Annotated in this window: 18 protein-coding genes; 9 read left to right on the top strand and 9 right to left on the bottom strand. The window is 66.7% G+C overall.

Translation table 11 applies throughout. The features are described from left to right. The first annotated feature begins 351 nt into the window (after positions 1-351). The 7 genes from ABIC50_RS06215 (at position 352) to ABIC50_RS06185 (ending at position 11,647) form a co-directional block, all read left to right on the top strand. Entirely contained in the window at positions 352-1,767 is a 1,416-nt protein-coding gene (locus ABIC50_RS06215; protein WP_041491637.1) for a circularly permuted type 2 ATP-grasp protein, read from the top strand. 64 nt (positions 1,768-1,831) lie between these two features. Continuing rightward, a complete protein-coding gene (locus tag ABIC50_RS06210; RefSeq protein WP_011658544.1) occupies positions 1,832-2,773 on the top strand; it encodes an alpha-E domain-containing protein in 942 nt (313 codons plus the stop codon). 8 nt (positions 2,774-2,781) lie between these two features. Continuing rightward, entirely contained in the window at positions 2,782-3,792 is a 1,011-nt protein-coding gene (locus tag ABIC50_RS06205) for a transglutaminase family protein (protein ID WP_354162367.1), read from the top strand. A gap of 93 nt (positions 3,793-3,885) precedes the next feature. Then, on the top strand, positions 3,886-7,320 hold the full coding sequence (locus ABIC50_RS06200; protein ID WP_354162364.1) for a transglutaminase family protein: 3,435 nt from the start codon (positions 3,886-3,888) through the stop codon (positions 7,318-7,320). Between the two features lie 212 nt (positions 7,321-7,532). Further along, the gene (locus ABIC50_RS06195; RefSeq protein ID WP_354163641.1) at positions 7,533-10,139 is read left to right on the top strand and encodes a circularly permuted type 2 ATP-grasp protein; all 2,607 of its coding nucleotides are present in this window, start codon (positions 7,533-7,535) and stop codon (positions 10,137-10,139) included. Then, positions 10,133-11,191 (top strand): transglutaminase family protein, encoded by a 1,059-nt coding sequence (locus ABIC50_RS06190; protein ID WP_354162361.1) that lies wholly within the window; start codon positions 10,133-10,135, stop codon positions 11,189-11,191. Before ABIC50_RS06195 ends, ABIC50_RS06190 begins: the two co-directional genes overlap by 7 nt. 183 nt (positions 11,192-11,374) lie before the next feature. Then, complete coding sequence (locus ABIC50_RS06185) at positions 11,375-11,647, top strand: hypothetical protein (protein ID WP_354162358.1); 273 nt, start codon at positions 11,375-11,377, stop codon at positions 11,645-11,647. 62 nt (positions 11,648-11,709) lie between these two features. Here ABIC50_RS06185 and pip read toward each other — a convergent pair whose 3' ends face one another. Both pip and ABIC50_RS06175 read right to left on the bottom strand, forming a co-directional pair. Continuing rightward, positions 11,710-12,642, bottom strand: a complete 933-nt coding sequence (gene pip, locus ABIC50_RS06180) for a prolyl aminopeptidase (RefSeq protein ID WP_006760245.1) — start codon at positions 12,640-12,642, stop codon at positions 11,710-11,712. Between the two features lie 143 nt (positions 12,643-12,785). Beyond that, the gene (locus tag ABIC50_RS06175) at positions 12,786-12,953 is read right to left on the bottom strand and encodes a hypothetical protein (RefSeq protein ID WP_354162355.1); all 168 of its coding nucleotides are present in this window, start codon (positions 12,951-12,953) and stop codon (positions 12,786-12,788) included. Between the two features lie 3 nt (positions 12,954-12,956). Between ABIC50_RS06175 and ABIC50_RS06170 the strand changes: the two genes are divergently transcribed. Beyond that, on the top strand, positions 12,957-14,108 hold the full coding sequence (locus tag ABIC50_RS06170; RefSeq protein WP_354162352.1) for an acyltransferase family protein: 1,152 nt from the start codon (positions 12,957-12,959) through the stop codon (positions 14,106-14,108). Positions 14,109-14,136: 28 nt separating this feature from the next. On the opposite strand, the gene ABIC50_RS06165 is transcribed toward ABIC50_RS06170, so the two are convergent. Further along, entirely contained in the window at positions 14,137-14,955 is an 819-nt protein-coding gene (locus ABIC50_RS06165) for a PA3715 family protein (protein WP_354162349.1), read from the bottom strand. A gap of 34 nt (positions 14,956-14,989) precedes the next feature. Continuing rightward, the gene (locus ABIC50_RS06160; RefSeq protein WP_175702295.1) at positions 14,990-15,373 is read right to left on the bottom strand and encodes an ATP-dependent protease; all 384 of its coding nucleotides are present in this window, start codon (positions 15,371-15,373) and stop codon (positions 14,990-14,992) included. 352 nt (positions 15,374-15,725) lie between these two features. On the opposite strand from ABIC50_RS06160, the gene ABIC50_RS06155 reads away from it, so the two are divergent. Further along, positions 15,726-16,166: an acetyltransferase gene (locus ABIC50_RS06155; protein ID WP_354163639.1), complete on the top strand. Its 441-nt coding sequence runs from the start codon at positions 15,726-15,728 to the stop codon at positions 16,164-16,166. Between the two features lie 39 nt (positions 16,167-16,205). Here the strand turns inward: ABIC50_RS06155 and ABIC50_RS06150 are convergent, their stop codons facing one another. The 5 genes from ABIC50_RS06150 to ABIC50_RS06130 all read right to left on the bottom strand — a co-directional run bounded on the left by ABIC50_RS06150 (position 16,206) and on the right by ABIC50_RS06130 (position 22,535). Beyond that, the gene (locus ABIC50_RS06150) at positions 16,206-16,613 is read right to left on the bottom strand and encodes a hypothetical protein (protein ID WP_354162346.1); all 408 of its coding nucleotides are present in this window, start codon (positions 16,611-16,613) and stop codon (positions 16,206-16,208) included. A gap of 1,233 nt (positions 16,614-17,846) precedes the next feature. Beyond that, positions 17,847-18,911, bottom strand: a complete 1,065-nt coding sequence (locus ABIC50_RS06145; RefSeq protein ID WP_354162343.1) for a 2-aminoethylphosphonate aminotransferase — start codon at positions 18,909-18,911, stop codon at positions 17,847-17,849. Further along, a complete protein-coding gene (aepY, locus tag ABIC50_RS06140) occupies positions 18,911-20,092 on the bottom strand; it encodes a phosphonopyruvate decarboxylase (protein WP_354162340.1) in 1,182 nt (393 codons plus the stop codon). Before aepY ends, ABIC50_RS06145 begins: the two co-directional genes overlap by 1 nt. Then, positions 20,089-21,771: a phosphoenolpyruvate mutase gene (gene aepX / locus ABIC50_RS06135; protein ID WP_354162337.1), complete on the bottom strand. Its 1,683-nt coding sequence runs from the start codon at positions 21,769-21,771 to the stop codon at positions 20,089-20,091. The genes aepY and aepX overlap by 4 nt, the downstream gene beginning before the upstream one ends. After that, entirely contained in the window at positions 21,768-22,535 is a 768-nt protein-coding gene (locus tag ABIC50_RS06130; RefSeq protein ID WP_011658559.1) for a phosphocholine cytidylyltransferase family protein, read from the bottom strand. Before ABIC50_RS06130 ends, aepX begins: the two co-directional genes overlap by 4 nt. Positions 22,536-22,542 lie beyond the last annotated feature (7 nt).

Raw genomic sequence — 22,542 nt, 5'->3', positions numbered from 1 at the left:
GCTCGGCGAACAGGGGCGGGAATCGAGGCGCCCAAGGCCATGGCGAGCGGTGCGGGGCACCATTCACCACGACGGGCACAACCGGCACGGGCGCCCATTTGGTGCAGTGCAGATTGCGCATTCATGACACGCGGGGGAACTATGTTCGACTGGCGCGCGCGATCGCGGCGCGTCGATGCGGCGGAGAGAGCCGTCGCTGCACCGTCGTGGTGCGTCATGGCGCACGAGCGTGCGCGCGGCGGCGCCAAAAGGGGGGAATCGAGCGGATAGCGCAAGGCACGTTCCTTGCAAAGAAGTGAGTACGCCGGTCCGGCATGCGCAATGCCGGGGAGAACGATGGAGAACAATTCGATGAAACCGTTCGATGAAATGCTGCAATCCGGCGACATGGTGAGACCGCCTTACGCGCGCCTCAAGCAGTGGCTCGACACGCAGAACCCAGCAAGCCTCGCCCAGAAGGCCCACGACGCCGAAGGCGTGTTCCGCAGGACGGGCATCACGTTCGCCGTGTACGGCGACGCGCAGGCCGCCGAGCGGCTGATTCCGTTCGACATCGTGCCGCGCATCATCTCGGGCGCGGAATGGAGCCGGCTGTCGCTCGGCATCGAGCAGCGCGTGATGGCGCTCAACGCATTCCTCGACGATATCTACCACCGCCAGGAAATCGTCCGCGCGGGCATCGTGCCGAAGCATCTGATCGCGCACAACGAGGCGTTCATCCCGGAGATGATCGATTTCCGGCCGCCCGGGAACGTTTACACGCACATCATCGGCGTCGACATCGTGCGCACCAGCGAGAACGAATTCTATGTGCTGGAGGACAACGCGCGCACGCCGTCGGGTGTGTCGTACATGCTGGAAAACCGGGAGACGATGATGCAGCTCTTCCCGGAGCTGTTCCAGCAGGTCAAGGTGCGCCCGGTCGAGACCTATCCGCAGATGCTGCGGCAGTCGCTCGCGGCCGTGTGCCCGCCGGGCGGCAACGCCGACAACCCGACCATCGCCGTGCTCACGCCCGGCATCCACAATTCCGCGTACTACGAACATTCGTTCCTCGCCGACCAGATGGGCGTGCACCTCGTCGAGGGCAGCGACCTGCAGGTGGTCGACGGCCGCGTCGCGATGCGCACGACCGAAGGCTTCCGGCAGATCGACGTGCTGTACCGCCGCGTCGACGACGCGTTCCTCGATCCGCTCACGTTCCGCCCCGACTCGGTGCTCGGCGTGGCCGGGATCATGGATGTCTACCGCGCCGGCAACATCACGATCGCGAACGCGCCGGGCACCGGCATCGCCGACGACAAGGCGATCTACTCGTACATGCCGGAGATCGTCGAGTTCTACACGGGCCGCAAGGCGTTGCTGGAGAACGTGCCGACCTGGCGCTGCGGCGAGGCCGACAGCCTGAAATACGTGCTCGACCATCTCGACGAACTGGTCGTGAAGGAAGTGCACGGCTCGGGCGGCTACGGGATGCTGGTCGGGCCGTGCGCGTCGAAGGCCGAACTCGAGGCGTTCGCCGCGAAGCTGCGCGCGCGACCCGCGAACTACATCGCGCAACCCACGCTGGCGTTGTCCACGACGCCGATCCTGACCGAAGCCGGCCTCGCGCCGCGCCACGTCGACCTGCGGCCGTTCGTGCTGGTGTCGGACCGGATCCGCATCACGCCGGGCGGGCTCACGCGCGTCGCGCTGCAGGAAGGATCGCTTGTCGTCAACTCGAGCCAGGGCGGCGGCACCAAGGACACCTGGGTGCTGGCCGACTGAGCCGGGCACGACCGCGCGCGCCGCAGCCGGCGCGCGAACCGAACGAAGACGGAGTGGACACGAGATGCTTCTGGGACGAACTGCGAGCGGGCTCTACTGGATGTACCGCTATATCGAGCGCGCGGAGAACATCGCGCGCATCGTCGATGCCGGGCTGCGGATGGCGCTCACGCGCACGGCCGACGCGCCGGCCGAATGGTCGTCGGTGCTGGTCAGCTCGGGCGCGGACGACGGCTATCGTCAGAAGTACGACGCATATGCCGCCGATACCGTGACCGACTACCTGCTGCGCGATCGCGACAACCCGTCGAGCGTGCTGTCGTGCATCGAGGCCGCACGCTCGAACGCGCGGATGGTGCGCACGGCACTCACGCGGGAGGCGTGGGAGAGCGTGAACGGCGCGTGGCTCGCGCTGCGCCGCGCGCTTGCGGAGCCGGTGCCGGAGAGCGGGCTGCCGGCGGTGCTCGACGAAGTGAAGCGCGAAACCGCGCTGATCCTCGGCAGCTTCTACAGCACGATGCTGCGCAACGAGATCTTCGATTTCGCGCAGATCGGCGCGTTCGTCGAGCGGGCCGACAACACCGCGCGGATCATCGACGTGAAATATCACCTGCTGCTGCCGTCGGTGTCGCACGTCGGCACGATCCTCGACAACTACCAGTGGGAGACGATCCTGCGCTGCGTGGCCGCGCACCGGTCGTATCGCTGGGTGTACGACGTGCAGTACAAGCCGATGAACATCGCCGACTACCTGATCCTCAACGGCCGCATGCCGCGTTCGCTGCGCTATTGCTACGGGCGCGTCGTGTCGAGCCTGAACCTGCTCGCGAAGGATTACGGCGTGACACACCCGTGTCACGACACGGCCGCGAAGATCCTGCAGATGCTGTCCGACACCTCGGTCGAGCGGATCTTCAAGAGCGGCCTGCACGAGTTCCTGACCGACTTCATCGGCCGCAACAACAGCCTCGGGGCCGATATCGCCCAGGCCTACAACTTCGACTGAGACTTGCCATGCGACTCGCCATCCGACACATCTCGCGTTATCAGTTCGACGATCAAGCCACCCACGCGCTGCAACGGCTGCGGCTGCGCCCGCAATCGGGGCCCGGGCAGACGGTGCGCGCGTGGCAGGTCACGATCGACGGCGTCGAGCCGACCCTGTCCTATGCGGACGGCTTCGGCAACCGGATCGATCTCGTGCGCCACGACCCCGGCGCGCGGAACGAGATCGTCGTGGTCGCGGCCGGCGTCGTCGAGACGCAGGACCGTGCGGGCATTCTCGGCAACTCCGAAGGCTATGCGCCGCCGTGGATCTTCGAGCGCGAGACCGCGCTCACGAAGGCCGGCGACACCGTGCGCGAGCTCGCGCACGCGCTGCCGATCGAGCCGCACAGCCTCGATGCGCTGCACTGGCTGATGACGGAAGTGCACGATCGCATCGCGTACGCGCCGACCCTGGCCGACGCGCCGGTCGACGCCGAAACCGCGCTGCAAAACGGCGAGGGCACGAGCCGCGACCATGCGCATGCGTTCATCGCGGCCGCGCGCGTGCTGAAGATTCCCGCGCGCTATATCTCGGGCTACGTGCTCGCCGACAGCGCGATGCAGCGCATCGCCGACGCGAAGCAGAGCGCGGGCGACGAAGGCGAGGAGGAAGCGCTTGCGCTGCAGAGCGGTGAGGGGATGGAGCAGGCGCTCGGCGCGTCGCACGCCGCGCAGTCGCAATCCCAGTCGCAGTCGCAATCGCAATCACAATCGCAGGGGCTGCAGCAGCCGGCGCTCGGCGCGCAGCCGCAAACTGCCGCGCTGATGCAGCAGCCGGCAGGCCATGCGTGGGCCGAGGCGTACGTCGAAGGGCTCGGCTGGGTCGGCTTCGATCCGTTCATGAACCGCTGCCCGGACGAGCGCTACGTGCGCATCGCGGTCGGCCTCGACCATCGCGACGCGCAGCCGGTGACAGGAGTCGGCGCGCGCGCCGTCGGCGTCGAGATCAGCGTCGTGCAGTCGCCGGGACTGGTCTGACGCGCCCCTTCGCCGAATCCGCCGTGCCGTGCCGCCGCAGTGACGGCGACGCGGCGCGCGCGGCCGGCCCAACCCGAACCGAGCGGCTCCCCCATGCCCATCCACGTCGCGCTGCATCACACCACCCGCTACCGTTACGACCGGCCCGTCAATCTCGGGCCGCAGATCGTGCGGCTGCGGCCCGCGCCGCACTGCCGGACGCCGATCATCGCGTATTCGATGACGGTCGAGCCCGCCGAGCATTTCATCAACTGGCAGCAGGACCCGTTTTCGAACTATCTCGCGCGGCTCGTGTTTCCGGAGCGCACCGAGCACTTCGAGATCACCATCGATCTCGTCGCCGAAATGTCGGTGTACAACCCGTTCGACTTCTTTCTCGAAGCGAGCGCGGAGCAATACCCGTTCAGCTATGACGATGCGCTGAAGACCGAACTCGCGCCGTACCTCGCGTGCGATCCGGCGACGAGCGAGGCACCGCGGTTCCGCGCGTATCTCGACAGCGTCGACCGCACGCCGGCCGGCACGACGAACTTCCTCGTCGCGCTGAACCAGCAGCTGCAGCGCGACATCGGCTATCTCGTGCGCCTGGAGCCGGGCGTGCAGACGCCCGAGCAGACGCTCGAGCTCGCGTCCGGGTCGTGCCGCGACAGCGCATGGCTGCTCGTGCAGCTGTGCCGGCATCTCGGCATCGCCGCGCGCTTCGCGTCCGGCTACCTGATCCAGCTCACGCCCGACGTGAAGGCGCTCGACGGCCCGAGCGGCACGTCGGTCGACTTCACCGACCTGCACGCCTGGTGCGAGGTCTATCTGCCGGGCGCCGGCTGGATTGGCTTCGATCCGACGTCGGGCCTGCTCGCCGGCGAAGGGCATATTCCGCTCGCGTGCACGCCGCAGCCGACCAGCGCCGCACCGGTCGAAGGGCTGATCGACGAATGCGAGGTGTCGTTCGAGCACGAGATGGCGGTGACGCGCGTGTACGAATCGCCGCGCGTGACGAAGCCGTATACCGAGTCGCAATGGGCGGCCGTGCGCACGCTCGGCACGCAGGTCGACGGCGCGCTGACGGCGGGCGACGTGCGGCTGACGCAAGGCGGCGAGCCGACCTTCGTGTCGATCGACGATCGCGACGGCGCCGAGTGGAACACCGATGCGCTCGGCCCGACCAAGCGCGGCTACGCAACCGAACTCGTGCAGCGGCTGCGCGCCGAATACGGCGAAGGCGGCTTCCTGCATTTCGGGCAGGGCAAGTGGTATCCGGGCGAGCAGTTGCCGCGCTGGGCGCTGTCGATCTTCTGGCGGGCCGACGGTCAGCCCGTGTGGCAGGATCCGTCGCTGTTCGCCGACGAGCGCGAGCCGTCCGCGCTGACGACCGACGATGCGAAACGCTTCATCGACGCGCTGGCCGCGCGCCTCGGCCTGACCCACGAATTCGTGCAGCCCGGCTACGAGGACGTCTGGTACTACCTGTGGCGCGAGCGCCGGCTGCCCGTCAACGTCGATCCGTTCGATTCGCGGCTCGACGACGAACTCGAACGCGCGCGGCTGCGCAAGGTGTTCGACCAGAAGCTCGACAGCGTGGTCGGCTACGTGCTGCCGCTCAAGTGCGCGGATGACGAGTCGGGCCGCGAGCGGTCGGGCCTCGACGGTCCGCGCTGGCAGACGGGCCCGTGGTTCTTCCGCGACGAGCGGATGTATCTCGTGCCCGGTGATTCGCCGATGGGCTACCGGCTGCCGCTCGATTCGCTGCCGTGGGTCACCGGCGCCGACTATCCGTACCTGGTCGAACGCGATCCGTTCGCGCCGCGCGCCGCGCTGCCGGAGGCCGCCGCGTTCCGTGCGCGTCATGTGGGCGCGGCCGACGCGCCGCGCTATCTCGCCGGCGCGCATCGCGAAGCGCCCACGCAAACGGTCATGCAGTGGCGCGGCGACGGCACCGACGCGGCCGGACGGCACGCGCCCGGCCAGCAGGACCCGCAGCGCCGCCCCGAGCCCTTCGAATCGGCCGGGTGGATCACGCGCAGCGCGCTGTGCGCCGAAGTGCGCAAAGGCATCCTGTACGTGTTCATGCCGCCGCTCGCCGCACTCGAGGATTATCTCGACCTGCTGGCGGCGATCGAGCTGACCGCGCACGCAATCGGCGTGAAGCTCGTGCTCGAAGGCTATCCGCCGCCGCGCGATGCGCGGCTCAAGCTGCTGCAGGTCACGCCCGATCCCGGCGTGATCGAGGTGAACATCCATCCGGCCCGGAGCTTCGACGAACTCGTCGAGCAGACCGAATTCCTGTACGACGCCGCGTGGCAGTCGCGCCTGTCCAGCGAGAAGTTCATGGTCGACGGCCGGCACGTCGGCACGGGCGGCGGCAACCACTTCGTGCTCGGCGGCGCGACGCCGGCCGACAGCCCGTTCCTGCGCCGCCCGGATCTGCTCGCGAGCCTGATCGCTTACTGGCACAACCATCCGTCGCTGTCGTACCTGTTCTCCGGGTTGTTCATCGGCCCGACGAGCCAGGCGCCGCGCGTCGACGAGGCGCGCAACGACCAGCTCTACGAGCTCGACATCGCGTTCGCGGAAATCCAGCGCAACAAGCTGCTGTACGGGCAGGACATGCCGCCGTGGCTCGTCGACCGCGTGCTGCGCAACCTGCTGATCGACGTGACCGGCAACACGCACCGCAGCGAGTTCTGCATCGACAAGCTGTATTCGCCCGATTCGTCGACCGGCCGGCTCGGCCTGCTCGAACTGCGCGCGTTCGAGATGCCGCCGCATGCGCGGATGAGCATCGTGCAGCAACTGCTGCTGCGCGCGCTGGTCGCGCGTTTCTGGGCCGCGCCGTACACGACGCCGCTCACGCGCTGGGGCACCGCGCTGCACGACCGCTTCATGCTGCCCGCGTTCCTGAAAATGGATTTCGACGACGTGCTGGCCGAGCTGCGCGACGCCGGCTTCGGGTTCGATCCGGCGTGGTTCGCGCCGCACTTCGAGTTCCGCTTCTCGCTGTTCGGCCAGATCGCGGTGAACGGGATGGAACTGTCGCTGCGCGGTGCGCTGGAGCCGTGGCACGTGATGGGCGAGGAGGGCGCGCCCGGCGGCACGGTGCGCTACGTCGATTCGTCGGTCGAACGGCTCGAGGTGCGTGTGACGGGGCTGAACGACAACCGGCACGTCGTGACCGTCAACGGCCGCCCGCTGCCGCTGCAGCCGACCGGCACCGTCGGCGAATATGTCGCGGGTGTGCGCTACAAGGCGTGGGCGCCGCCGTCGGCGCTGCATCCGACCATCGGCGTGCACGCGCCGCTCACGTTCGACATCGTCGACACGTGGCTGCAGCGCTCGCTCGGCGGCTGCCGGTATCACGTCACGCATCCGGGCGGGCGCAACTATGCGACGTTCCCGGTCAATGCGTACGAGGCCGAAAGCCGCCGGCTCACGCGTTTCGTCGAGATGGGACACACGCCGGGACGGATGACGGCATCGGCCGCCGCGCCGAGCCGCGAATTCCCGTTCACGCTCGACCTGCGGCGGCCCTGAGCGCCGGATGAACGGACGGACGACGATGCGCGGTTCGCGACCTCCCGGCGCGCCGGCCGGAGTGCTAGGATGCGGGCAGGCCGCGGCTGCCCGCCGCGTCCGCCGTGCCCGCCCGCCGCTGCGGCGGCGCGCGGGCACGGCCGCACCCTGACGACGGAACGAAACCGACCGTGCCGCTCATTCACCCCGACAATCTCGCCGACGCCGACGCGATGCCCACGCTTTTCGATACCGGCGCGCAGCCGGACGCCGCGGAACTGGCCGCCGCGCTCGCGGCGCCGGCCGCGGCCGGCCGCTACGACGAACTGCGCGGCAGTGCCGCCGGCCTCACCGCGCCGCTGCTCGCGCCCGCATGGCGCAGCTTCTTCACGTCGATCGGCAGCGACGGCGTGGCCGATCTCGACCGCCGCGCCGACGCGTTGCAGCGACGCATGCGCGAGAACGGCCTGTTCTACCAGCTCCACGAGCAACGCGCGGGCGACGGCGCGGCCGGCCCGTGGTCGCTCGACCTGCTGCCGTTGATCGTCACGCCCGAGGACTGGGTCGCGATCGAGCGCGGCGTGCTGCAGCGCGTGCGGCTGCTGAACGCGACCATGGCCGACCTGTACGGCCCGCAGACGATCCTGGAGCGCGGGCTGCTGCCGCCCGCGCTCGTCACCGGCCACCCGGGCTACCTGCGCGCGATGCGCGGCGCGCGCGTGCCGGGCGACACATGGCTGCACATCGTTGCGTTCGATCTCGCGCGCGGCCCCGACGGGCAATGGCGGATCGTCGCGCAGCACACGCAGGGCCCGTCCGGGCTCGGTTATCTGCTCGAAAACCGGCTGATCGTGTCACGGCTCTTTCCGCGCGGCTTTCGCGGGCTGCGCGTGCAGCGGCTCGCGTCCGCGTACCGGTCGCTGCTGCAGAGCATGCAGGCGCTCAGCCCGGCCAGCAAGAATTCGCGGATCGTGCTGCTCACGCCGGGGCCGCACAGCGCGACCTACTTCGAACATGCGTATCTCGCGCGCTATCTCGGTCTCACGCTCGTCGAGGGCGGCGACCTGACCGCGCGCGACAACCACGTGTTCCTGAAGACGCTGCGCGGGCTCGAGCCCGTGCACGGGATCCTGCGGCGCGTCGACGACGCATGGCTCGATCCGCTCGAACTGCGGCCCGATTCGATGCTCGGCGTGCCGGGGCTGCTGCAGGCCGTGCGCGCGGGCAACGTGCTGCTCGCGAATGCGCCGGGTTCGGGCTTCCTCGAATCGCCGGGCATGCTCGGCTTCATGCCGCGCCTCGCGGAAGCGCTGCTCGGCGAAACGCTGACGCTGCCCGCCGTGCATTCGTGGTGGTGCGGCGAGGCCGCCGCGTGCAACGACGCGCTGCCGCAACTCGCGCGCGGCATCGTGAAACCGTCGTATCCGCCCGACGCGCAGGCCGGCGGCGGGTTCGATCCGGTGATCGGCGCGCGGCTCACGCCGGCGCAGCTGGCCGAGTGGCGTGCGCGGATCCTCGCCCGGCCCGAACATTACACGGTGCAGGCCGACCTGCCGTTGTCGCAGGCGCCGACCTGGCCGGGGCGCGACGCGCCTGAAGGTAACGGCGGCGCGCGCATCGTGCCGAAACCGCTGCTGCTGCGCGTGTTCGCGCTAGCCGACGGCGCGCAGCGCTGGCGGCTCCTGCCGGGCGGCCTGTCGCGGGTCGGCACGCGCGATACGCTGTTCAACGCGCCGATGCCGCGCGGCGGCAGCACCGTCGATACGTGGGTGATGACCGAAGGCATCGTCGATTCGACGACGCTGCTGCAGACCCGTCTCGGCCCCGACGATCTCGTCGAGCACCCGCGCGCGATTGCGAGCCGCGCGGCCGAGAACCTGTTCTGGCTCGGCCGCTACACCGAGCGCGCGACCAGCCTGATGCGTCTCGCGCGCGCCGCGCTCGAGCGGCTGCGCGGCGAGGACGACGTCGACAGCCCCGCGCATCTGGAGCTCATCGACACGCTGTGCCGCGACACCGGGCTGATCGCGTCCGACGCGCCGAACGCCGTCGATGCGCCGCGTGCGTTCCAGCACGCGCTCGCGACGTCGCTCACGCGCGGCGCGGACCGCACGTCCGGCATCGCGTCCTGCCTGTTCGGGATGCGCGGTGCCGCCGCCGCGATCCGCGAGCGGCTGTCGAGCGATCAGTGGCGGTTGATCGACGACGCGACGCAATTGTTCGCCGACAGCGCCGATCATCCGGAAGCCGAAGAACAGATCGGCAACGAGGCGCTGCAACTGCTGGAGCGCCTCGGGCTGCTGCTCGGCGCGATCACCGGCGCGCAGACCGACAACATGACGCGCGACGATGGCTGGCGGCTGCTGTCGATCGGCCGGCAGATCGAACGGCTGGACTTCCTGTGCAGCGTGCTGAAGTTCGCGTTCGACGAGGGCGCCGTGCACCGGCAGGACGGCTTCGAGCTCGTGCTCGAACTGTTCGACAGCACGATCACGTTCCGCTCGCGGTTCCAGCGCGGCTTCGACGTCGCGCCGCTGCTGTCGCTCGTCGTGCTCGACACCGACAACCCGCGCTCGCTCGGCTGGGTCGTGCAGGCGCTGCGCGGCCGGCTGACGAAGGTCGAGCGCAGCGAAGGCTATGCGCTGTCCGAACTTGCCGAGACGATTCCGGACGTGCCCGCGTGGTCGCTGCACGAATTGTGCGAAACCGGCGACGACGGCCGGCACGACAAGCTGCTCGAGGCGCTCGACACGACCGTGAAGGCGGTGTGGGAATTGTCGAACCGGATCGGCGAGCGCTATTTCAGTCATGTGCGGGACGCGGGCAGGACGCTATGGTGACGACGAAACACGCGGCGAAGATGTCGCCCGCGCCGGCTTCCGGCAGTGCGAAGGACGCGCCGGCGGCTACACCAGCAACACCCGCCGCGCCGACCACCGTCGCGCCCGGCCGCGTGCTGCGCGTGACGCACGACACCGAATACCGCTACGCGGCACGCGTCGAATCCGCGCAGCACCAGGCGCGGCTGCAGCCGCTCGCGACGCCGCGCCAGAAGGTGCTGTCGTTCTCGCTCGACATCGAGCCCGCCCCGGAGTCGGTCTGCACCGAGATCGATGCGTTCGGCAACGCGCGCGCGTCGTTCGCGCTGAACCAGCCTCACGATGCGCTGCTCGTGCGCAGCCGCAGCACGGTGCGCGTGAGTGCGCCCGTCTGGTCGCTGGGCGCGCGCGGCGCACCGCCGCCCGCGATCGCGAGCCCCGACGCCGAGCATGCGATGGCGTGGGAAGCCGTGCGCGAGCGCTTGCAGTTTCGTGCGGGGCAGCCGTATGACGCGGCGAGCGAGTTCGTGTTCGCGTCGCCGCACGTGGCGTGCGATCCCGAACTGGCCGCGTACGCGGCCGCGAGCTTCACGCCGGGTCGGCCACTCGTGCAGGCCGCGTGGGACCTGATGCGGCGGGTTCACGCCGATTTCGCGTACACGCCGAACAGCACCGACATCACGACGACCGCGCTCGATGCGTTGCGATTGCGCAAGGGCGTGTGCCAGGATTTCGCGCACGTGATGATCGGCGCGCTGCGCTCGCTCGGGCTTGCCGCGCGCTACGTGAGCGGGTATCTGCTGACCCAGCCGCCGCCCGGTCAGCCGCGGCTGATCGGCGCGGATGCGTCGCATGCATGGATCGACGTATACGACCCGGCATGGCCCGAAGATGGCGGCTGGCTGCAACTCGACCCCACCAACGACCGTGCGCCCGGTGACGACTACGTGATGCTGTCGATCGGCCGCGACTATGCGGACGTGACGCCGTTGCGCGGCGTGATTCGCGGCGGCGGCGCGGATCAGGAGCTGAAGGTCGGCGTGACGGTCGAGCCGCTCGACGAAGCGTCGTGAGACGCGGTGATCGGCCCGATACGCCGCTCGCCGGCCGTTTAAGTCGTCGTTAATACTGCCCGCCTAGCATGATGGTGCCGGCGAACGGATCGGAGCGGTCGGGCGCCGGCGGCACGCGCGGGTGCGTCGACGTCACGGCGCCGCGCCGTCGCGCGCAGCCATTCCCTTGCAACGGCGGCAGACATGATCAAGAACTTCGACTACCCGCTCGGCAACGAGACGATCGCGCTCTGCGCGAGCTTCGGCGCGGGCCCTGCGTTCCGCCGCGTGCTCGTGAGCCGCGCGGATTCGATGGAGACGCTGGTGGTGCTCGACGCGCGCGGGCTGTCCGGCCTGCTGAAGGTGGCGACCGAGGAGCCGGAAGGGTTGCTCGACGATGCGATCCGCAAGGTCGGGGACGAACAGCTCGTCGAGCAGGCGATCAGCGGCAAGTCGATCGTCGAAGCCGCGTTGTGAGCGGGGCGGCGCGCGCAGGCCGTGCCTGATGCAGCGCGCCGCGCCGTTTTGCGTGGAGTCGCTTACGCGGCGAACCGGTCCGTTGCGGCGAGCAGCGCCTTCAGGATGCCCGGTTCGTTGTACGCGTGCCCGGCGTCCGGCACGATTTCGAACGTCGCGTCCGGCCACGCTTTCGCGAGATCCCACGCGGTGCGTGCGGGTGTCGCGATGTCGTAGCGGCCCTGGACGATCACGCCCGGAATACCGGCGAGGCGATGCGCGTCGCGCAGCAACTGGCCTTCGTCGACGAACCCGCGATTCACGAAGTAGTGGTTTTCGATCCGCGCGAACGCGAGCGCGTAGCGGCCGTCCGCGAAGTGCTCGGCCAGCGCCGGATCGGGCAGCAGCGTGATCGTGCGGCCTTCCCAGAGGCTCCACGCACGCGCGGCTTCGAGCTTCGCGGCTTCGTCGTCGCCCGTCAGCCGGCGATGGTACGCGGCCATCAGGTCACCGCGCTCCGCTTCCGGAATCGGCGCGAGGAATTCTTCCCACAGGTCCGGGAACAGCCACGACGCGCCTTCCTGGTAGTACCACAGCAACTCCGCGCGACGCATCGTGAAGATGCCGCGCACGACGAGCGCGCTTACGCGTTGCGGGTGCGTCTGCGCATAGGCGAGGGCGAGCGCGCTGCCCCACGAACCGCCGAACACGAGCCATTGTTCCGCGCCCGTCATCTCGCGCAGCCGCTCGATGTCGGCCACCAGGTCCCAGGTCGTGTTGTTGTCGAGGCTGGCATGGGGCGTCGAGCGCCCGCAGCCGCGCTGGTCGAACAGCAGGATGTCGTAACGCTCGGGATCGAACAGGCGACGATGGTCGGGGCTGCAGCCTGCGCCCGGGCCGCCGTGCAGGAACACCGCCGGCTTGCCGGACGGGTTGCCGCAGCGCTCCCAGTAGATGTGGTGGCCGTCGCCGGTGTCGAGGTGGCCGTGGGCGTAGGGTTCGATCGGTGGGTACACAGGCAGGCTCCGGGTGAGGGTCGACAGGACGGCGGACGAGGCGCGGGCCGGGATGCGGGAGCGCCGGTATCGCGGAGATTGCGGCGCCGCAAGATTCGTTGCGTCTGCATCTGGCCGCCGCTGCCGCCGGACAATGCCGGTCATTATGCCCATTCATTCCGGCCGCTGCGCGGCGGCATGCGCCCCTGAATTTTTGAAATAATTTCATTCCGATATTTTTCAGACAAAATCGCGGCGGCATGTCGGCGCTGGCTCGGAATCGGGAATTGCGCGCCGGCCTGCCATCCCTCCACCGTGCCAACGGAAGCCATCCGATGAACCATCGCGTCAAGCAGCTGACAGGGTTGCGCGCCGTCGCGGTCACGATGGTCGTCGTCGGCCACGCGGAGCACGTGCTGCCGGGCGGCTACACCGGCTGGCTCGCGCCGCTTCGGCTGATCGCCGACGGCCGGCTTGGCGTGCTGATCTTCTTCGTCCTGAGCGGGTTCCTGATCACCAACGTGCTGCGCGCGGAGTTCGCGCGCACCGGCGGAATTGCGCTGACGTCGTTCTACGTGCGCCGCGCGCTGCGGATCTGGCCGGCCTGCTATGTGTATCTCACGGTCGTCGGCATCCTCGCCGTGGCCGGCTGGCTCGACGTCGATCGCCGCCAGTGGCTGTATGCGGCGTTGCATCTGTGGAACTACTCGGCGTGGTTCGGCCTGGCCGGCGACAACGCGCTGCATCCGGACGGCGCGTGGTATCTCGGTCACTTCTGGTCGCTCGCGCTCGAGGAACAGTTCTACTGGTTCTGGCCGCTGCTGTTCGTGTATGGCACCCGCCACCGCGGGACGCGCTGGCTGGCCGCGCTGATCCTGGCCGTGCCGCTGGTGCGCGCGCTCACGTATTTCATCGCGCCGGCGCTGCGCGGGCAGCTCGCGATGATGCTGCATACGGGCGTCGATCCGATCCTGATCGGCTGCTATGCGGCGCTCAACCGCGAACGGCTCGAAGCGTGGATTAGCTCGTGGCGCGGCGAGACGCGCATCGTGACGGTGATCGTCTTGATCGTGCTGTTCGGGATGCCGCTTGCCGAACGTCGGCTCGGCGGCTTCTGGAATGCAACCTACGGCGTGACGATCGAGGCCGCGCTGATCGCGATCGTGATCGTCGTGCTGAATTTCCGCAGCGAGTTCTGGTGCGCGCGGTGGCTGCGGGCTGCGCCGGTCGTGTTCGTCGGTACGATTTCGTTCAGCCTGTATCTGTGGCAGCAACCGTTCGCGAACCCGGGTCTGCCGGTCGCGCATGCGTTCCCGCTCGGTATCGTGTGGGCGTTGCTCGCGGCGACGGCAAGCTACTTCCTCGTTGAAAAACCGTTCCTGCGGCTGAAGGATCGCTACACCGCGCGCGAGGCGCGACGCGTGCGCGACGACGCGCTGCGGATGCCGGCGCCGACCGATGCGATCGGGCCGAAGGTGGTGGAGTAGGCGGGCAAGGCGGCGGTCTGCCGCCGTCTTACTTGAAGCGCTTCCGCGCGGCGGGCGAATACCAGAAGTCGCGGAACATATCGATACCGTACGATTGGCCGTCGTATTTGACGACCGTGCGCGCGGTTCGCTTGCCCGTCTCTGAATAGTTGCCGTCCTTGCGTTGCGTCTTCGTGACGTGTGCCGTGATCGATAGGTCGGCAAAGCCGTGGCTCGATGTTTTCTCGACGGCGATCGTCATGTTCGCATCTTCGCTGCGGGCGTCGCCGGTGCCTGGACCGCAGGCGTCGCGTTCGACACTGACCCAGCCGTACAGATTGGTGCCGAACACGGGACGAATGCGATTGCCTTCTCGAACCCACAGCGTCAGTTCTTCGCTCGCATTCGCATCGGGACAGCTCGGCCCGCGCGCGCTGCTCAGGAACACGACACCGAATGCGCGTACGTCGGGCGACAGCCGATACGGCGCGGTGTCGATGCGATAGCTGTCCGGGCCGACTTCCGTCGTGGCATCTTCCTCGACGATCGAGCGCGCGGCCGCGACGATCTTGCCGCCCTCGACGAGCGCGACGACCTGCAGCTTGTTGTTGCCGCCCGGGTTCTCGCTCTTCGGCAACGAATCGAACGCGACGGCTGCGATCGTTGTCTGCGGCGCGTTTGGCATCGCCTTGCACGCCGATGCGATGGCGAGCCGGTCCGCGTCGCGCGTGGCGATGCGTGCACTCGCGATGCCGGCCCAGCGGGCGACGGCCGTGATGGCTGCGTCGTCGCAGGGCTGGTTGTCGATGGCGTGAGCAGCGGGAGCGAGGACGAGTGCCAACAGCGGGATGAAGCCGGGGAGTCTCATGGCGACGATGGGAAAGATATTTCGCATCTTTCGATCAGAGATCTCCGCGCACTTCACCGGTTCCCAGCGCGGTCCGCTGCCGATTGACTTCCGCCCAAAGCTCATCGCTGTCGTCATTGCGCAGCACGATCATGCAGTCCAGTTGATCGTCCGTCACGCCGAAGTAGTCCAGGATTTCCTGGCGAACCGAATCGACGAACTGCGCGTATTCCGGGGTTGTCTGGGCCTCAGCGTGCAACGCGTCGTATGCTGCATCGTCCGCGTCGCCGCCGTGCTCGTCGATATAGCGCGAGATCCACTGGTCTCGTTCGTGGTCGTAATCCGCCTCGGCGCGCATCGCTTGCACAGCCGTGTAGAAATCCAATTGGGCAAACGCGGCGATCGCCGCCGTTGTCGCCTCGTCGAAGGTAGTCGTCATTCCATTTCTCTTGTCTGTCAGGGCACAACATCGCACGGGCTAGGCCCGGCTTGGTGTTGCGGATCCGGACGGCATAATACGCCGTTTTGCACTGGTGTTTGGCCGGAGCAAAGGCACCGTGATAGGGAGGTTCATGCCTTTGAGTGCGCTACTCATTGGGTCGCAGCGGCAGCGGGGTACTCATTTTAGCGATTACGATGAAAACAACCGGGCGTGGCAGATCGCAGAACAAATGTCGAGCGTAGCATCGCAAGCCGTTGCGGTCATTCTGACGACAGGTCGAGGTTTTTCCTAGGTGGGCCTCTCTGAACCAGATTCAGCCTCCAAGCCTCGCAGTGCTTATAATCAAACAATGGTTACTATTCGAAATTCCCGTCCCGAGGAAGGCGCTCGTGCCATTGAAATTTGGCGCCGTGCAGTTGACGCTACACATGATTTCCTGTCCCTCGAGGACCGCAAAGCTATTGATGATTTGGTCTGTGACTTCCTCCCGAAAGCTCCGCTCTGGTTGGCAGTGGATGCCAATGATTACGCCCAGGCATTCATGCTCATCGACAACGGCCACATGGAGGCACTGTTCGTTGATCCAGCCTGCAGAGGGACTGGCATTGGTGCAGCCCTAGTCCGTCATGGCCTGAAGCTTCACCCCAAAATGACAACCGATGTCAATGAGCAGAACGGTCAAGCCGTTGGTTTTTACGAAAAAATGGGTTTCAAACGGACGGGCCGTGCTCCACTGGATGGACAGGGAAGACCATATCCACTCATTCACTTGGAGTACATCGGCGTCTAAGTGTCTGCTCATGGCAGCCGACTCGAGGCGACGGCGTCGTCAAGCCTCCCCGGCCTTGGCGAACCTGTACTGCTCGTTCCACCATCGCACGAGTTCCCCGTGTTGCTGATGCGTGACCCATGACACGTTCTCCTCGGCGTCCGCGCTTCCACCGAAAATTAGTGGCTTTACTAGCCATTTGACCTTTCCAGTGAGTCGCGGATCAGGCTTCAGTTCGTACGGAACCGGAAGATTGAAAGATGCAAGATAACGCGTATCCAGCGGAACACTGGGGATCGTGAAAGTCGCCCCGGCCTCATCTTGGATGATGAAATCTAGCCAACCTCGGAGCCCCAAGACTGAGAAGCCGGGAAGTGCCGTGTTGAATCCGCAGGCGCTCGCCGTGGCCGATGCCTCTTCGTCTGCAAATAAGATGATGTAATCCTCTCCGTGCCAGCCTTCAACCATATCGTTCTACACCTCATACTGTTGCAAACAGGATGCCAACTTCGGGCATATCGGAATTATGAAGGTCTCCTTTGAGGCTGGGCCGTCGGATGGCAGGTGCTGGCCGGAAGCCGCCCGATGCTCTCGGCTGTAGCCGACACCTATTGCGGCCCTTCAATGAGGCTCGAAGCGGCCGTTCGATGTCCCGTGCGAGTCCACTGCAGATTTACATTTACCCGTCTTGTTCCGGCTTGAAGAACCGGACCTCGAACACGTCTTTAGTCTCCCTCACCAAGATTTTTCGTCCACAGTTCCAGCATGTAAGTAGAAGTTCCGACCGCCGGATAAGATCGGAGATCAGGTCACCTGCGCTTTTTGCGACATGATCCTCATCGAGGAACTCTTCCGTCGCGAGCAGAGATATACCTGTTCCGCAAAACAGGTTTTTATGAACGAGTTGATCGCACTTGCATCGGACCCATGAGCCCACCTCTTATTCCCCTTCACGCCTAAAGCCGCGTCTAAATAATACACAGCACCAGTTTCGGCCGCCTTTCGCCTGGCGGCGCTGTCAAACGTCTGCAGTTGGCCGAACAGCGATTCGATGCCGTCCAGTGCATCGTCATCGAGAACACAGCTGTCGGGCAAAGCGCACGTTGAATTCGGCTCTATATCGCTGTTCGCTGATTGTCGTGAGCGAGTCGCGCGGAGAATTCTGGCGTCTTGCCAAAGAAATATTGCACGACGAAGTCAATTGCGGCATCTTCGTCCGCGAACTCCTTCACGAAGTCGCCTGGTCCTGGGCCAGGCGTCCAGTCCCAAACGGACACGTTCCAGCGATCAGATGCATGCCAGACCGTTGGCACCGGAGCGTCGGTATCATCGCGCGTATGTCCATCTCTATAAGCCTTACTAAGACTGGCAAGCGAGTTCCCCTGGACACTAATGGGTTTCATAATCAGATAACCCGAAGGATACGCACGGTGATCCGGCGAGAAGAACGGTTCGCTGGGCAATTGCAGCCCCAGATTACGTAACCTGTTGATGGAATCGTTTGAAAGTAGCATTGACGTGGTCAATAAGAAACGTCGCATAGATCGAAGCAGACTTCATTGTCAACGATTCGGGTGACTACGTCGACTGACCGCAGCCGAATGCCGGCACTCTTCCCCGCATTTCCCTTTGATCCACGATGAACAACAAAAAAGGCCCTTGCGGGCCTTTTCATGGACGAACGAACGAGCAGGGCAACGCTTACCGCGTCAACTCCGTAAACCCATCCAGCAACCGATCGACGTCAGCCGCCTGAATCGCCCCCATCGTCGAAATCCGGAACAATTCCTTCGACAACCCGCCTTGCCCCGCATAAATCACGAAGCCACGCGCCTTCAGCCCGTCATGCAGCGTCTCATACGTAACGCCTTGCGGCAGCCGATACGCACGCAGCACGACTGACGAAGCGCCTTCCGGCAACACGAGCGACATCCCACGCGCCGCCAGCCCAGCCTGCGCCTGATCAGCAAGCGCCTTGTAGTGAGCATGCCGCGCACGCCAGCCACCGGCTTCGTCGAACTCGCGCAGTGCCTCTACGAGCGCATAGTAAGCATGCACGGAAGGCGTAAACGGCGTATTCCGCTGATCCTGCAGCTTCGCAAGCCGACCGAGATCGAGGTAATAAGTACGGCTCGCGGCCTTCGCCAGCGCGCTACGGCGCACGATCACGAACGCGGCCCCCGGCACACCGTGCAGACACTTGTTCGCAGTAGCGGCAACAGCATCGATCACACCGCCGGCAAAGTCGATCGCCTCAGCCCCAAAGCTGCTCACACCGTCGACGAGCATCTTCACACCACGCGCACGGCATACGTCGGCGATCTTACCGAGGTCATTCAACCGGCCGGTCGTCGTTTCGTGATGAATCACCGCGACGTGCGAGTACGCACCCGCATCGAGCTTCGCACCAATCTGCGCGGGATCAGGCGCCTGCATCCACTCATGCTTCAGCACATCATGCGCGATCCCGTACTGCGTCGCGATCTGCGTGATGCGCTCGCCGTACACGCCGTTTTCGATCACGAGCAGCTTGCCGTCCTGCGGCACGAGCGCCGCGATCATGCTTTCGACGGCGGCGGTGCCCGAGCCCGTCATCAGCACGGCGGCCCATTCGGCCGGATCGAGCTCGTACGCGGCGACGAGGCGCGCACGCGCTTCATCCTGCAGATCGAAAAACTCGCTTTCGCGATGGCACAGGTCGGGTTGCAGCAGGCTGCGGCGCACGCGTTCGGTGAGCGTGACCGGGCCGGGGTTCAGCAGCAGCATCAATGAGCTCCTTCGGCGTGGGCTTCGGCCTGTGCGGCGCCGATATGCCGCATCAGGCGGGTCTTGACCTCGACCGGCGTGACGGTCGGGCGGGGCAGGCCGTCGGGCACGCCCGTGCGAATCGCAACGCGCACGAACTGCGTACCGTCGGCCTCCGCAGCGAGCGTCGCATCGAGCACGTCGAGCGTGTCGCCTTCGACGGCGGACGCATAGCCGCACGCGGCCGCGACACCCGCGAACGACACATGCCGCGACACGGTCGCCTGGCCGCCGGTCGATTCGTGCGCGCCGTTGTCGAGCAGCACGTGCGTAAGGTTGGACGGACCGTAGGTGCCGAGCGTCGCGAACACGCCCATGCGCATCAGCGCGGCGCCGTCGCCGTCGACGGCCACCACGCGCAGGTCGGGGCGCGCGAGCGCGAGACCCAGCGCGAGCGGCGTCACGCAACCCATCGAGCCGACCATGTACAGCTGGTTCGGACGGTCGTCGATCGCATAGAGTTCGCGGCCGCAGAAGCCGGTCGACGCGAGCACGACGGTCGAGTCGACCGGCGTGTGCGCGATCACACGTTGCAGCGCGTCGTGGCGGGTCGGCCACGATGCGGGCGATTCAGCACGTGCCGCCGACTGTGCGGCAACATGCGCGCGCGGCGTCGCCGCCGGGTTCGCCTTCAGTTCATACGGCGCGACGCTGCCTTTCTGCATCACGAGCGCGTACGGGCGGCCGGTTGCGTCCATGTGCGCGATCGCGCGGTCGAGCGCCGGGCCGACGTGTTCGGGGTCGGTCGGGAACGTCTCCCACGGGATCTCCATGGTGTCGAGCATGGCCGGCGTGATCGGCCCCATCAGCGCGTGCTGCGGCTCGTCGGACACGCCCGGCTGGCCGCGCCACGTGACGATCAGCAGCTGCGGCAGCCGGAACGTCCAGGTCAGCGACGTGAGCGGGCTCACCGCATTGCCGAGCCCGGAGTTCTGCATCATCGCGATCCCGCGCTTGCCGCCGAGCGTGGCGCCGGCGATCAGCGCGACCGCGTCGCCTTCGTTCGCGGCCGACAGGTAGTGCAGCGTCGGGTCCTGCAGCACGTAATTGATGAACGGCGTCAGGTACGAGCAGGGCACGCCCGCGTACCAGTCGAAACCGCGCTCGCGCGCGGCCTCGACGAACTGGGCCGCTTCGATCATTGCGCGCCCCCGTTGCCGGCGCCCGGCTCGGACAGCGGCGTCTGGCCGTGCGCGAAGTCGCCCGCGCGGCGGAAGTCTTCGAGATCGTTGACGCCGCGCCAGTGGCCGTGCACGTACTGCACCTCGATCTTCTCGCCGGCGGCGATCAGTTCGTTGAGCAGCGACGGGATATCGAGCGTGTCGAAATCAGGACGTGCCTGCAGCGTCGCGAGCATCGCCTTCAGGCGATCGACGCCTGCGCCGCGCACGTTCAGCAGACCGATCCAGCGGCCATGCGGCGTGCCTGCGGCGACGTCGCTCGATACGCGTTGCAGGTAGGTTTTCTGACCGAACAGGCCGCGGTCGTCGGCGGCCGAGCAGAGCGCGAAATCGCGCACGCTCTGGTTGGTCTCCGTGAGCGACGAATCGACGACGACGCTGAACTCGGCCTCGCTCTCCGCGAGGTCGCGCACGATGTAGCTGCGGAACAGCAGGTCGCCGTACGAGATCACGGTGTCGCCGGTCAGGCGTTCGGCCGCGCACGCGAGCGATGCGAGCTCGCCCGTCTGCGCGTGACGCTCGTTGACGACGAGCTTGATGCCCGACGTGTCGATCGCGTCGGCGCGATAGCCGCCGACCACGGTGATGTCGTTCACGCCGTGCGTCTTGAAGCCGTCGACGAGCCAGCGCAGCAGCGGCTTGCCGGCGACCGGCAGCATGACCTTGGGCTTATCCTCGGTGACGGCCTCGAGCCCCTTGCCGCGGCTCGCGGCGAGCACGATCGCGGCGTTCGACGCGCGCGACGACGACAGGTAGATGCGCTCCGCTGCCGAGTATTCGTCGGCGTCCTGCAGGCGGAAGATCTCGTTGACCGACGCGACGCGGTCCTCGACGTTGATCAGCGTCTCGTTTTCATGGATCTCGCGTGCGACGGCCTGCATCGCCGATGCCGATGCGCGGATCAGGTGGTTCGCCCAGATCACGGTGCTGATGCCGGCCTGGCGGAACACGTCGGTCGGCGTGCTGTAGTACTTGGTCGGCACGATCACGAGCGGCGCCTTGCCGCTCCATTCGCGTGCGAACTGGAGAATTTCGTCCGGGCGCGACAGCTTGCTGTGGATCAGGATCGCGTCGGCACCGGCTTCCGCGTACGCGTTCGCGCGGCGCAGCGCCTCGTCCATCCCCCAGCCCGCGATCAGTGCCTCGACGCGCGCGACGATCGAGAAGTCGGCGTCGCTCTGCGAATCCTTGCCGGCCTTGATCTTGCCGCAGAACTCGTCGATTTCCGCGAGCGGCTGGCGCTCGCCGCCGATGAAGCTGTTCGTCTTCGGGAATTGTTTATCCTCGATGCACACGCCGGCGATGCCGCGCTGCTCGAGCTTCTTCACGAGGCGGCGCACGTTGTTGAAGTTGCCGTAGCCGGTGTCGCCGTCGAGCAGGATCGGCAGGTCGCTCGCGTCGGCCATGAACTCGAGCACGTCGACGACCTGCGTCCAGCTTGCTTCGTTGTTGTCGCGCACGCCGAACTGCGCGGAGATCGCGAGGCCCGATGCCCAGATCCCCTTGAAGCCGGCTTCGCGGACGATCCGTGCGGACAGGCCGTTGTGCGCTTCCATCAGGAATTCGAGTTCGTTGCTGACAAGCATGCGGCGCAGGCGTGCGCTGCGCGATTCGGAGAAGTTGGGTTCGCGAGCGTTCATCGTGCGGCTCCTGCCGTGGTGCGTTGAATCAGGGGAAGAATGTCTTGTGTCGCGCGTGCGACGTCGTTCGGGAAGTCGATCTCGATCCACGGCGAACCCGTGACGTCGGCGACGTCGAACGAATGGCCGCCTTCGAGCAACAGGTCACGCACGGCTTCCTCGTGCGGCATGTTCGCGCGGCCGCTGTCGACGTAGCCGGCGACGATTTTCGCGAGGCGGCGCGCGGTGCCTTCGGTGAAGCGGAAGAAGCCGACCGATTCGCCGATCGTGTCGTAGTCGAGGTCGACGGCGAGCTGCTTGCGCAACTCGACCGGCACGCCGTTCTTCAGGCACAGCTTGACGGGCTCGTCGCCGGCTTCGAAGTCGCGATCGATCAGCAGGCGGTCGACCGCCTTGTCCGAATCGGCCACCAGCGCGTGCAGGATGTTCTCGTCGTAGAGCACGTCGGCGTCCATCAGCAGCACGTCGCCGCCGCGCGTCATCGCATCGGCGACGGTGTGCACGGTCAGCACGCTGCCGAGGTCGTAGCGCTCGTTGATCACGATCTCGGCGGTGCGGCCGAGGCGCTTCAATTCCTGCTCGACCTTCTCGGACTGGAAGCCGAGCCCGAGCACGATTTCATCGACGCCGGCGGCGTCGAGTACGCGCAGATGGCGCTCGAGCAGCGACACGTCGTCGAAGCGCAGCAGGCACTTCGGGTATTGCGCCTCGGGTGGTTGTTGCAGGCGCAAGCCGAGGCCTGCCGCAAGAATGATGGCTCGCATGGGTTCT

The organism is Burkholderia sp. 567 (assembly GCF_040545115.1).
Taxonomy (GTDB): domain Bacteria; phylum Pseudomonadota; class Gammaproteobacteria; order Burkholderiales; family Burkholderiaceae; genus Burkholderia; species Burkholderia ambifaria.
Note: the sequence above shows the minus strand (reverse complement) of the source record. Positions and strands in the feature narration are given on the sequence as shown.

Excerpts from the sequence above, each read along its gene's own strand:
- ABIC50_RS06215 (WP_041491637.1), top strand. The coding sequence starts at position 352 with ATGAAACCGTTCGATGAAATGCTGCAATCCGGCGACATGGTGAGACCG.
- ABIC50_RS06210 (WP_011658544.1), top strand. The coding sequence starts at position 1,832 with ATGCTTCTGGGACGAACTGCGAGCGGGCTCTACTGGATGTACCGCTAT.
- ABIC50_RS06205 (WP_354162367.1), top strand. The coding sequence starts at position 2,782 with ATGCGACTCGCCATCCGACACATCTCGCGTTATCAGTTCGACGATCAA.
- ABIC50_RS06200 (WP_354162364.1), top strand. The coding sequence starts at position 3,886 with ATGCCCATCCACGTCGCGCTGCATCACACCACCCGCTACCGTTACGAC.
- ABIC50_RS06195 (WP_354163641.1), top strand. The coding sequence starts at position 7,533 with ATGCCCACGCTTTTCGATACCGGCGCGCAGCCGGACGCCGCGGAACTG.
- ABIC50_RS06190 (WP_354162361.1), top strand. The coding sequence starts at position 10,133 with ATGGTGACGACGAAACACGCGGCGAAGATGTCGCCCGCGCCGGCTTCC.
- ABIC50_RS06185 (WP_354162358.1), top strand. The coding sequence starts at position 11,375 with ATGATCAAGAACTTCGACTACCCGCTCGGCAACGAGACGATCGCGCTC.
- ABIC50_RS06175 (WP_354162355.1), bottom strand. The coding sequence starts at position 12,953 with ATGGCTTCCGTTGGCACGGTGGAGGGATGGCAGGCCGGCGCGCAATTC.
- ABIC50_RS06170 (WP_354162352.1), top strand. The coding sequence starts at position 12,957 with ATGAACCATCGCGTCAAGCAGCTGACAGGGTTGCGCGCCGTCGCGGTC.
- ABIC50_RS06165 (WP_354162349.1), bottom strand. The coding sequence starts at position 14,955 with ATGAGACTCCCCGGCTTCATCCCGCTGTTGGCACTCGTCCTCGCTCCC.
- ABIC50_RS06160 (WP_175702295.1), bottom strand. The coding sequence starts at position 15,373 with ATGACGACTACCTTCGACGAGGCGACAACGGCGGCGATCGCCGCGTTT.
- ABIC50_RS06155 (WP_354163639.1), top strand. The coding sequence starts at position 15,726 with ATGGTTACTATTCGAAATTCCCGTCCCGAGGAAGGCGCTCGTGCCATT.
- ABIC50_RS06150 (WP_354162346.1), bottom strand. The coding sequence starts at position 16,613 with ATGGTTGAAGGCTGGCACGGAGAGGATTACATCATCTTATTTGCAGAC.
- ABIC50_RS06145 (WP_354162343.1), bottom strand. The coding sequence starts at position 18,911 with ATGCTGCTGCTGAACCCCGGCCCGGTCACGCTCACCGAACGCGTGCGC.
- aepY (WP_354162340.1), bottom strand. The coding sequence starts at position 20,092 with ATGATCGAAGCGGCCCAGTTCGTCGAGGCCGCGCGCGAGCGCGGTTTC.
- aepX (WP_354162337.1), bottom strand. The coding sequence starts at position 21,771 with ATGAACGCTCGCGAACCCAACTTCTCCGAATCGCGCAGCGCACGCCTG.
- ABIC50_RS06130 (WP_011658559.1), bottom strand. The coding sequence starts at position 22,535 with ATGCGAGCCATCATTCTTGCGGCAGGCCTCGGCTTGCGCCTGCAACAA.